General features: G+C 33.3%; 10 protein-coding genes. 3 read left to right on the forward strand and 7 right to left on the reverse strand.

The features are described 5' to 3' along the window. The first annotated feature begins 232 nt into the window (after positions 1 to 232). Positions 233 to 997 (forward strand): alpha/beta fold hydrolase, encoded by a 765-nt coding sequence (locus FS802_RS04380; protein ID WP_001194960.1) that lies wholly within the window; start codon positions 233 to 235, stop codon positions 995 to 997. A 98-nt stretch (positions 998 to 1,095) separates the two neighbouring features. On the opposite strand, the gene entFM is transcribed toward FS802_RS04380, so the two are convergent. Next, entirely contained in the window at positions 1,096 to 2,388 is a 1,293-nt protein-coding gene (gene entFM / locus FS802_RS04385; protein ID WP_144524879.1) for an enterotoxin EntFM, read from the reverse strand. A gap of 699 nt (positions 2,389 to 3,087) precedes the next feature. Between entFM and FS802_RS04390 the strand changes: the two genes are divergently transcribed. Continuing rightward, a complete protein-coding gene (locus FS802_RS04390; RefSeq protein ID WP_000789354.1) occupies positions 3,088 to 3,258 on the forward strand; it encodes a hypothetical protein in 171 nt (56 codons plus the stop codon). 198 nt (positions 3,259 to 3,456) lie between these two features. On the opposite strand, the gene FS802_RS04395 is transcribed toward FS802_RS04390, so the two are convergent. Continuing rightward, complete coding sequence (locus tag FS802_RS04395; RefSeq protein WP_002096693.1) at positions 3,457 to 4,059, reverse strand: nitroreductase family protein; 603 nt, start codon at positions 4,057 to 4,059, stop codon at positions 3,457 to 3,459. 245 nt (positions 4,060 to 4,304) lie between these two features. Continuing rightward, positions 4,305 to 5,258 (reverse strand): D-alanyl-D-alanine carboxypeptidase family protein, encoded by a 954-nt coding sequence (locus FS802_RS04400; protein WP_064476350.1) that lies wholly within the window; start codon positions 5,256 to 5,258, stop codon positions 4,305 to 4,307. Positions 5,259 to 5,446: 188 nt separating this feature from the next. Between FS802_RS04400 and FS802_RS04405 the strand changes: the two genes are divergently transcribed. Continuing rightward, positions 5,447 to 6,448 (forward strand): S66 family peptidase, encoded by a 1,002-nt coding sequence (locus tag FS802_RS04405; RefSeq protein ID WP_098653789.1) that lies wholly within the window; start codon positions 5,447 to 5,449, stop codon positions 6,446 to 6,448. 89 nt (positions 6,449 to 6,537) lie between these two features. Here the strand turns inward: FS802_RS04405 and FS802_RS04410 are convergent, their stop codons facing one another. From FS802_RS04410 to cydC, 4 genes are all read right to left on the reverse strand, one after another. Continuing rightward, entirely contained in the window at positions 6,538 to 6,984 is a 447-nt protein-coding gene (locus FS802_RS04410) for a DUF6376 family protein (protein WP_098653790.1), read from the reverse strand. Between the two features lie 100 nt (positions 6,985 to 7,084). Then, on the reverse strand, positions 7,085 to 7,306 hold the full coding sequence (locus tag FS802_RS04415; protein ID WP_098096275.1) for a hypothetical protein: 222 nt from the start codon (positions 7,304 to 7,306) through the stop codon (positions 7,085 to 7,087). Between the two features lie 206 nt (positions 7,307 to 7,512). Next, positions 7,513 to 10,074, reverse strand: coding sequence for a glycosyltransferase (locus FS802_RS04420; RefSeq protein WP_098653791.1), 2,562 nt, complete (start codon positions 10,072 to 10,074; stop codon positions 7,513 to 7,515). 431 nt (positions 10,075 to 10,505) lie between these two features. Next, on the reverse strand, positions 10,506 to 12,230 hold the full coding sequence (gene cydC, locus FS802_RS04425) for a thiol reductant ABC exporter subunit CydC (RefSeq protein ID WP_000073468.1): 1,725 nt from the start codon (positions 12,228 to 12,230) through the stop codon (positions 10,506 to 10,508). Positions 12,231 to 12,232 lie beyond the last annotated feature (2 nt).

Consider the following 12,232-nt stretch of genomic DNA (forward strand, 5'->3'; position numbering starts at 1 on the left):
ATCTCCTCGTGTTAAACCAAACTGTTCTTTCTAAAAATAGAATACAATACGAATGTAAACTGAATGTAAACACACTTTTTCTATTTTTACAAAATATACATAAAAACGCATCTTTACAACAGATATAAACATCTGATATTATTACCTAGTACTAAATATTATTCTATGTGAATTATAAATAACCAATTTACGATACTATATAAATCTCCCGTTATTGAAAGGAGTATCCTTTTTGCAAACAAGTATACATTCCGAAAAAGAAACAATCATTTTTATTCATGGATTAGTTGGCAATCGTCGTGCCTTCAAAAAAGAGCATAAACGATTTTCCGCCTCTTACAACATTATTACTTATGACTTATTAGGTCACGGCGACGATAAAGGAGAAGCTATCGAATTTTCATTACAGCGTCTCGTAGATCAATTATTGAATTTATACGAAAAAGAAGGCATTAAAAAGGCCCATATTTGCGCTTTAAGCTACGGCTGTTATATCTCTACAATTTTTGCACAAATGCACCCAGAAAAAGTTTTGAGCATTTGTCATATTGGTGGACATTATAATAACCCTTCCCTTTTATATAACGTATTTCAAAAGTTTTGGGAGAAGCGAGGAGACGATTACTCTAAATGGCTCTCTCAATACGCAAATACTATTTTTCCAAGTGGCATATTAAAGGCAAATCCGTTCGCAGTCATTTCAAGAAATATTTATTACCGTTTCGGATTGCAATTACATTCATCAATTATTGCCCAATCATTACGGCATCGTTTAGAATTCGATTTAAAATCTAAATTAAAATCACTTCCCCACCCTATTCTATGGGTAATGGGTGAACATGATCATCTCTATAAATCTTGTCTATTTGATTTGAAATCCATTCTTCCTAACGTTTTATATAAAGAAATACCGCTTGCAGGACATGCAGCAAACTTATTTCGCCCGAACTACTTTCATGACCTATATGCTCGATTTTTAAATGGGAAGTTACAGTAAAAACTACTACATTCCCAATTTATTCAACTATAAAAAGGCTTCCCAAGTTTCCCTGGAAAGCCTTTTCTCTATACGAAAAGTATATAAACTACTTTTTCTTAGTATGCTTTTGTGTAACCTAACATGTGCTTGCTCCAGTAAGAGTTACTTACAGAACTAATTCGTACACCAGTTGCATCAGTTTCTGCACTAATGAACTGACCGTTTCCTAAGTAAACGCCCATGTGAGAAGGACCTGATTTATAAGTATTTTGGAAGTATACTAAATCACCTGGTTGTGGATTGCTAGTTTTTGTTTTAGAGCTCCAGTATCCAGCAACTGTTTGACGAGCGCCTTTATGACCAGTTTGATTTAATACGTAGTGAATGAATCCACTGCAGTCAAAACCAGCAGGTGTTGTACCAGCAGTTCTGTATGGTGAACCATTTAAAGATCTAGCGAATCCAGCGATTGAAGATGTATCTCCACCTGTTGTTGGTTTTTGTACGTCTTTACCTGGTTGTTGAACGTTATTTGTAACGTTATTGTTATTGTTATTCGTAACGTTGTTTACTCCGCCTTTTACAAACTTAACGAAGTCTGCGCTTACGTAACCTGTACGGCCGTTATGGTTAATTTTGTACCAACCATTTTCAGCACCAGTAACGTTTAATACTGTACCGTTTGTTACGCCACCGATTACAGCGTTGTATGTAGCTGGGCCTGTACGTACTTTTAAAGCACCAGTGTTAACAACATAAGAACCACCAGTTTGAACTGTAGTAGTATTGTTGTTTGTAGTTGGTTGTTTAGTTTCGTTAGATACAGCAGAACCACCTTTTGTTACGAAGTCTTTGCTTACGTATCCAGTTCCACCATTGAAGTTGATTTTAAACCAATCTTGTACTTCACCTACAACTTGTACTGTTTTACCTTTATTTACAGAGCCTAATACTGTATGAGATGTACTTGGGCCTGTACGTACGTTAAGTGAAGAAACGTTTACTGTGTAAGTACCAGTTCCTTGTTGAACAGTAGTTCCTGTTTTACCACCAGTCGTTACGAAGTCACCACTTACATAACCAGTTTGACCGTTTACAGTTACTTTGAACCAACCGTTTTCTTGTCCAATTACTTGTAGTACTTGACCTGATTTCACTTTAGAAATAACGTTATGTCCTGTACCAGCACCTGAACGTACATTTAATACATCAGCTGTTACCGTGTATTTTAATTCAGAAGTTGTTTCTACCTTTTTTGTTTCAGTTACAGTCGTTTGAGTTTGAGTTTGAGTTTGTCCATTAATTTCTTTTAGCGCCTCATTTGAAACTTGTGCCTGAGCAGAATCCATACCTGGAACTGCAACACCCACTACAGAAGCTGCTGCTAAACCTGCAATTACTTTTTTCATAAGTTGTCTTTACTTCCTTTCCCTACTATCCTCTTAAAAAAACTTATAAACTTAATACATTACAATATTATCAAAGTAAAATATTCATTAAGTTCCATTTTTTAACAAGAGTTTTATTTTTCACACAGAGTTCATTTTAAACGAATGAAGTGAATTCCGCGTGAACTTCATGTGAACTTTACCATTAAACTTAGTATTTTTGCAATGCTTTTTTCAATTCTCTTATGTATTTCATTGAAAATTCGACATTTCATTCATTATCTTAATATACATTTTCTATCCACTTTGAAAAACTCTATTCATCTAATCCAATGCAAAGAATGTATTTCCTAGTAAAGTCCCTTCCATGAAGCATACTCTTATCATGACAAAAAATACTTTTTTTATCAATAGTATAATATTTTCAGAAAGTTTCTTCCGATACTATCTATCGTTTATAAAAGATTTGACGATTTGTAAGATTTAACTCCAAAAATTCTGTTCTAATTTGACGAAAATACACACTCCACTACCCACTTTTCACTAACTATGGAATTTCTAGGATATTTACATTATTATATATATAGTAGTATTTTAACCAATACATATTTTATTTACCCTACACTGAAACCTATCGAACTTTTACAGGTCGGTATATTGAATTTTAAGATGGAAGTCGTATTGCCCGCAAATAATGGGATAAAAAAAGGAGGTATATTTATGAAAAACATTATAGAGGATCCTATAAATAAAAATATAGAATTGTACTATGCTTTTTTTCAATTCGTTTCAATTATTACCTTACAAAAAATATCAACTATTGAAACACGTAAAAACGAATTAAAAAATCAGATGAAAAATTCCTATCAAAAAAATCCTTATTACTTATAAAAGGTGAACAGGTTGTATCCCTGTTCACCTTTTATCCCGCATTAACGGGCAGTAAGACTCCCACCTCAAAATTCAGCGAAAGCAAAGAAGTTAGGTGGGGGATCAACTGCCCGTAAAAGCCCGATTGGTGTGGGCTGATAATCAGTGGGGGATGAACAACTCCCCCACTGATTAAAGTTTCACTTTATCATTCCTACATTATTTATAAATTTTCACACGGTTTTCTAAAGGGTGGTATTCTTTTTCACCTGCAGGTACCACCGGTTTACCAAACGGCATTTGCGCAGTAAGTTTCCAATTTTCTGGAACTTCCCATTCTTTTCTCACTTCTTCATCAATTAATGGATTGTAATGCTGCAATGTAGCACCAAATCCTTCAATTTCTAAAGCTGTCCAAATTGCAAATTGTAACATTCCTGAGGATTGCTGTGACCACGTTGGGAAATTCTCTTTGTATAATGCAAAGTTTTCTTGCAGTTCTTCCACTACTTGACTGTCTTCAAAGTATAAAACCGTTCCATAACCACTTTTAAATGCATTCATTTTTTCTTCAGTAGATGCAAAGTTATTTTCAGGTACAATTTTTCGTAACGTTTCTTTCGTAATATCCCATAACTTATCATGTTGTTCTCCTAGCAAGACGACAACGCGGGCGCTCTGAGAGTTAAAAGCTGAAGGTGTATGTTTTACAGCATGATAAATCACTTCTTGAATTTTTTCATCAGAAACTACTTGCTCTTTACTAATCGCGTAAATAGATCTTCTGTCTTCAATTGCTGTGTAAAAATCTTTTGCCATCATAATTCCCTCCAATTTTCATTTGAGGCTTTTTCATATGTATACATCATGTTCCGCCTCTTAAAACTTATCATTAATAAGCTTCTAACTTTAGACTATCAACAAACAATAATAAACTCAAATAATAACACTCACATTTTTCACCTTTTTACTTCCTAATGCTAACAATAAAAAGGCAATTTATTGTTACCGATAATAAGTAACAACAAATTGCCTTTCTTATATGATGATCCAACTCAGTATTTCACTTAATTAACTAAGCCAAATGCATAAGACATTAGCTTGTTCGTCTCTGTAAAACGCTTCGTTTTACCTTTCGTTCCCATTACAACAGTAATAATACGAGTATCACCTTGTTTTGCTGTACCCGTAAAACAATACCCCGCGCTATCTGTAAATCCTGTTTTTAATCCGTCTATTCCTTCTATATATAAAGCTTTATTATTTTTGTTTAACATATCATTTGTACTTACAACATTAATATTATTAAATGCTAACTGACTTTGACGTAAGTGAGTCACTTCTAATATTTCTGGATAGTCTTTTATTAGATGATACGCCAAGTTTGCTACATCAGCAGCTGTCATCTTCGTCTCACTTCCATCAGGTTCTTGTAGTCCTGACGCATTTGCGAATTTAGCATAATCCGACATTTTTAACTGCTTTGCTTTTTCATTCATAAGCTGAACGAAATCTTTCTCTGTTTTTGCCATATGTTCAGCTAAAGCTACAGCCGAATTATTTGCTGATTCAATCATTAATGCATGGTACAAATCTTTAACAGTTAATGTGTCATTCACTTGGACTGGGATTCTCGCACCCTCTGTTTGTGCCGCTTTCGCACTCATTTTCACCGGATCTTCCCAGCGAACTTTCCCATTATGTACATTTTCTAATAGAAGGTACGCTGTCATCATCTTAGACATACTTGCTGGCGCAAAAGCTTCATTTTCATTATGTTGATAAATAATATCTCCATTACTCGCATCGATAATCATAGCTGCTTTTGCATCAATTTCCGGTGGTATGTACTTTGGTGGCACTACTTTTTCAGCTAATCCTGTTTGAGGTAGTTCTGCCACTTGTAAAGGTTGTCCCTCTATATTTGTTGCACTCTTTTGAGTTCCTTGGAATAAGAACCAACATATCCCTAAAATAATGACTACTAGGATCGTCAGCCTTCCCCATTTTAACCGCTTCATTTCAAAACTCCTTTAGCAAACCTTTTATACACTCACGTTTAACCATAACAATAATTACTTTATATCGTCAAGGCAAAAAGCATATTTATTCATCTAATACATTTATGTTACAATTAAAATACCAAAATATAAGAATATTCAATGTTATATTGTCGTAATTTAACTACTTAATAGAAAGGATTCTTACAATGCTACTTCCAAAAACATTAAAATACGGAGACACAATCGGCATTTATTCGCCCTCTTCACCAGCAACCTACACTTCTCCTAAAAGATTTGAACGAGCGAAATCTTATTTACAACAGAAAGGATTTCACATATTAGAAGGTTCACTAACAGGTCGAAATGATTATTATCGCTCTGGCAGTATACAAGAGCGTGCCGAGGAACTGAATGCTTTAATAAGGAATCCTAATGTATCTTGTATTATGTCAACAATTGGCGGTATGAATTCCAATTCCTTATTACCTTATATTGATTATGATGCTTTTCAAAATAACCCTAAAATAATGATTGGCTATTCAGATGCAACAGCTTTATTGCTAGGGATTTATGCCAAAACAGGAATCCCTACATTTTACGGTCCGGCACTCGTCCCCTCCTTTGGAGAATTTGAGCCTTTTGTAGATTATACATACAAATATTTTGTAGAAACATTACTACATGATCAATCGCTTCCTTACAACATAAAACAGCCTTTATTTTGGTCAGATGAATTTATTAATTGGGAAGTGAAAACGAAAGAAAAAGAACTTAGACCAAATAATTGGATTTCCGTAACAAATGGACAAGCTACTGGACGTATTATTGGTGGGAACTTAAATACAATGCAAGGAATTTTGGGTAGCCCTTATATGCCAAGCATTCAAGAAGGCGATATTTTATTTATTGAGGATAGTTCAAAAGATGCAGCTACTATTGAAAGAAGCTTTTCATTACTTAAAATTAACGGTGTATTTGATAAAGTTTCAGGTATACTTCTTGGAAAACATGAGCAATTTGATGATTGTGGTACAAAGCGCAAACCGTACGAAATATTATTAGAAGTACTGCAAAACCAAAGCATTCCTTTATTAGCTGACTTTGATTGTTGTCATACCCACCCGATGATCACTATGCCGATAGGTGTTCAAGTGAACATGGATGTAACCAATAAAACAATACATATTTTAGAAAAATGGAAGATATAAAAAACGCCTGTATTATAGGAAGAAAATATTATAAACTTTCCATTAGAAAACATAAAAAAGCTCCGTTCATCACAAAACGGAGCTTTTTATTATTGTCCTAAATTTTGAACCTTCTCTTTCAACTCACGAACTTGATCAATCGTCTGCATAAGCTCAGAGTTTTTAAATTGCTCTACATCCACTTTTCCTTCTTCTATCTTCGTCATTGCCGTATCAATTAATGTATTTAACTTTTCGTTATATCCGACGATTTGCTGATGAAGATCCTTTGCTACATCAGGTGGTGTTAATTCATTGAAAGCGGGTATATGTTGTTTAATTTCACTAAGCTTCGTTTCTAATTCTTTTCGAGCCTCACTATCATTAACAGCCTTTTCAGCTAATGCTGGTGCATCATTTGCAAATGCACTTATTTCATTTACATAGTCTGTCGCTTTTTGAGCATAATCTATGGAGTTCTTTCCTTGCTCTACTAGTGAACACCCCATTAAACCAATTGAAACCATACATACTAATAAAATTGATTTGATTTTCATTTTAGACTCCCTTCGTCATTATACTTGTCTGTAATCTTCTTTATCATAACTTCATCATAACTTCTAGCTAAATCATCTACAACCTTTTTCAAATAGCTATTTAACCTCTCACATGCCCTATTATCGTTACAACATCTATTTCTATATGTACGCTAATAATATCTTCAATTATATCCATATACCCTTGTCCTATAGCTGCTCCATAGCGTAATGTAAGCCCCTTCTTTTCATACACTGACTTTGGCACTGAAAAAATAAATCTTCTCAAGTTTCTTTCATCAGCAGGCTCCATAATTAAAACAATTCCATCCTCTTCAAACATATACACTCGCCCTCCAACTTTACATTCACTATGGCTCAGTATTGCCTTTGTCAGCTAAATTTAAAACAAAAAAATAAGTTGCACATCGCTCTATAATTAAAATAAGAAGCATTAATTCTTTTTTTTTAGTTTAATGCTTCTTCAAAACTTTGATTTAATTGTCCATAATCCGTATTATACGAATTATTTCAATTCCCCTCAATTCTTCATTTCCGGACAATATAGAGTACATCAGTTTCAGATAAACCAAATTTCCTCGCACTTTTCATTCCTTGTTTTTCAGCTATGTTATACAATTCCACCTTAAATCCTACATTCATTAATCGTTGTATAAATCCTGATTGATTATAAATTCTTACATGTTCTTCATGACCAAAAGCTAATTTTCTCAATTTTGGCGTTAAAATTAATTCATTCTCTATAATAATATCTACATTCATTACGATTGGAGCTTGAATAATTCCCCATCCATTTGTTTTTAATACTCTATATAACTCTCTCATCGCTTTTTCATCATCTTGAACGTACTGTAATACATGACCACATAAAATCACATCAAATGTATCATTTTCATATGGAATTCTAGTAACATCAATTTCCTGCATTAATGGATCCTTTGGTTCAATATCTCCACACACATATATAATATTTTTATACTGAGCAAACCAACTTCTTAACTTCGCTTCTGGTGCAATATGAAGCATAGTATCATTTCCACTTAATAAATCCGTTTCCATTTCAATATATACACGATATAACCTTTCACGGTCCATCGAATCACATACCGGACAAATCCCCGTATCTTTATTCCACATCTCGAATTTATATTTTGGAAAAGCGTAATGTTCTGGCCAAGGAGAAAATTTTTCAAATTGTTGATTGCAAAATTGACAATAGCAGACTTCTTTCTCAAATATACGATTAACTAGCTTATTTAGTTCCTTCTCTATCTTTTCATTATCAATTTGATTTAATTGACTATTTTTTACCACATCCTTAATTATTAAAACCGTATTTTCCAAACAATTAGTTAAACACTCTTTATAATCTTGCTCACAATTTAAAAACCCACTATTATATGCATCTATTATTAATTCAATCCATTCTTCAATTGTCTTTAATGTAAATTGCATTTGTTTTTGATTTTCCCCACTATGTTGTCTAAAATAACTAAGGGGTTCCTCTATATAAACTACTTTTCCTTTCTTCATCATATCTAGCCATGTTGCAATGTCATTAATAGCAGAGTAAGCCTTCCCCTTAAAACACCCAAAATCCCCTCCCAAAAATTTTCGATTAAATAGAACTGTTGTAGGCTCACCAACTACATTTTTTAAGTTTTTTAACATATAATCCCCTAATTCTTTCCCTTCAAAAAGTGTAGTTTCTTTGGCGATTTTCATATTCAATGTTGATGGTGATAATACTTTTCCATTCTCATCAATTAATTCACGATATGACGTCACAAACGAAATGTTTTCTAGACTAAAAAAACAGTTCATCATTCTTTTAATCTTTTCAGGATGAAATAAGTCATCATCTAATAAAAAGTTTATATAATCTCCATTTGCAAGTTCTATACACTTATTAAAGTTCTCTGCTTCTAATCGAGGTTTATTTTTAACATATGTAATACATTCATATTCACTTAAATATGGTTGGATCATCGCTTGAATTTCACCGTTTATACTCTCGTCAGAAATTATTATTTCGATATTTTCATATGTTTGATTCAAAGCACTTTTGAGAGCTAATTCCAAGTAATGGGGTTTATTATAGGCAGGAATGAGTATACTGACTTTCGGTAAATGAGAGTTGTTATTCCGATACTGTTTTTTCTTTTCTATATTTATTTCCTTTCGCTTAATTTTTCGGTAATAGTCTAATGTATATAATATTGATGATGGAACTAATTTTTTTGCATAGTCTAGGAAATTAGTTATCGCTTTATATAACTCTTTTTCAGTAGATAAAAAACCATACTTTTCTCCAACTATAATACAATGTGAAAAATCCTCTACTCCATCCATAAGTTTATTAGATTCATTCAACTGTTGACCTGAATGTAATCGGAAGTAACTAAGTGTCTCCGCTATGTATACTGCTTTTCCTTTACTTAATAAAGATAACCATGAGGCTATATCTACATTACATAGATACCTTCTCTTATCAAAAATCCCATACGGTTCTTGTAAATCATTTTTACGAAATAAAACTGTTGTCGGTTCTCCAATATAATTTTTTTGATCCACAATTACCCTATTTCCTAGTTCTGTTCCCTCTATAATCGTATCCTCTTCAAATAAACGGACAGTTGAATAAATATGTCGTAGTTCTTTCCCTTTATCATCAATTACTTGACGATGAGATGTTACAAGCTTGATTTTATTATCTAAATCATTGAAAAAATACTTCATCATTTTTTCAATTTTATTCATATGAAATATATCATCATCCATTAAAAAATTTATATACTCACCGTTCGCTTCATTAAATAACATTAGCGCATTTTCAAATTGTCCGAGAGTTGACCTGTTTTTTATATAAATAATATTTGAATGATCACATAAGTATTTTTGTAACACATTTTCCGTTTCGTCATTCGTGCTATCATCTCCAACAATAATTTCTATATTAGAATATGTTTGTTGTAATACACTACACAATGCTTTTTCAAAGTAGCCAGGACGATTATAAGTAGGAATTAATACACTTACCAACGGAATTCGATCTATCGCCTCTTCACTTTTTTCAAAACGATTCCCCATCTTTTCCCTCCACCTTTTCGCATATTATTTATATACGCGACATAATATCACATTACTTAAACCGTATGAAACCTTTATACTTTTATGCAAGCCCATAACAAAATATCCTACTTTTCACTCCAAAATATACATATTCAATAATTTAAGCATTTGATTAACTGTTTTTTATACATTTGATTTCTATCATAAAATAATGTAAGACAAATAAAACGAAACTTTAATCAGGGGGGCTTCTCCATCCCTTCTGATTATCCCCCTCACCAATCGGACTTTTACGTACAGTTAATCTCCCGCCTAACTTCCTCACATCAGCCGGATCTTGCCCTGCAAATAGCGAGATAAATCTATACCTTAAAAAGAATATATATTTCTTAACAAAAAAATAGCTGCACCATTAGGCGTAGCTATTTTACAATTATTACTTATTCAAACTATATTCCTTTATCTAACTCATACAGCTTACGATACTTCTCGTTTTCTTTCAGAAGTTGTTCATGACTGCCTTGCATCACAATTTGGCCACGATCAAGGAATATAACTTCATCTACATGTTCAATTCCTACAAGGTGGTGTGTAATCCAAATAACAGTCTTTTCTTCTGTTGCAGAAAACATTGTTTCTATTAAAGATAATTCTGTCTTTGGATCTAAGCCAATCGTAGGTTCATCAAGTACAATAATTGGAGCCTCTTGCATTAGCGTTCTAGCAAAAGCAACCCGTTGTCTTTCTCCACCAGAAAACCTTTTTCCCATTTCATGCATTTTTGTTTGCAATCCATCTGGAAGAGAAGCTATATGCGAAGCTAATTGTGCTTTCTCTAAAGCTATCCATATCTCTTCATCCGTAGCCTCTGGTTTACCGATTCGCACATTATTTCCAATTGTCGTATCGAATAAATGCGGCTTTTGATTCAATACAGAAATATATTTTGATAAAAGATTCGTATGAGCATGTTCACTATTCAATAAAACTTCACCATGTAACGGGCTTAGCGCACCTGCTAACAATTTTAACAAAGTAGATTTTCCTGTTCCACTTCTTCCTAAAATGGCGATTTTCTTTCCTGCCTTTATTTGCAGTGATACTTCTTTCAATACAAATTCATTACTATCTGGGTAACGATACGATACATTATTTAATTCAATGTCTATATGTTTTGATGCAACATAATCTTTATCCTCATGTAATTCCTTTTCATCCTGTAAAACATCATTAGCTTCTACTTTATTTAGACGATGAGCAGATTCTACATATGATGGAATTCGATCGATAGCATCTGAAAGAGGAATAAGCGCGTTTGTGACTGATAACGTCATTAAGACGAAAGCCGCAATAACGGTAGGTGCAATCTGTTCACTTGCCGCCTCATTTCCAGTCCATATGATCATTGAAATAACTACAATCCCCACTACTAATTGAATGATACTGTCCCGAATATGATTCCAGCGCTTCATTCTTTTTTCCGTTTTTAACAACTGAGCATTTTGCTCTACATACTTATCAATGAATTCATCTTTTCTACCACTTGCTTGCCAATCAGATAACCCAAAAACAGCGTCTGTTAGTTGTTGATACAAACGGCTTCTTCCTTGCTTTAAAGTAACATGATGCTGCTTCATTAAAAGTAATGATACAAACGGAAGAAGAAAAACGATAATAGCCAACATACATGCTGCAATAAGTGCAAATACTACGTCAAATGCACCGATAACAAGTACGAATATGCTATATACAACTAATGCTAATAGACTAGGAAATATTGTACGTAAATATAGGTTTTGCAAATGCTCTATATCTTCGGATAATATACCTAACATATCGCCCGTTTGAAATCGTGAGCGAAAAAATAACGCCTGCGGTTCTACTATTCTGTATAGTTTCGTTCTCATCTTTTCTAATATGCGTAGTACGACATCGTGTCCAACTAAACGCTCTAAATAATGAAATACCGCTTGTCCTATACTAAACGCACGTGTTGCAACGATAGGAACATATACAGCCATTACATTTTCTGGTCTAAGAGCAGATTTAGAGATTAAATAACCTGAAATGAAAAGTAACATTGCACCTGAACTAACTCCAAGAAGACCAAGGAAAATAGTTAAAGTCATTCTACCTTTATTTTGCTGTATATAAGGTTTAATCCAGTTACTCATCT

The sequence above is a fragment of the Bacillus sp. DE0042 genome, from assembly GCF_007680225.1.
Classification (GTDB): Bacteria; Bacillota; Bacilli; order Bacillales; family Bacillaceae_G; genus Bacillus_A; species Bacillus_A wiedmannii.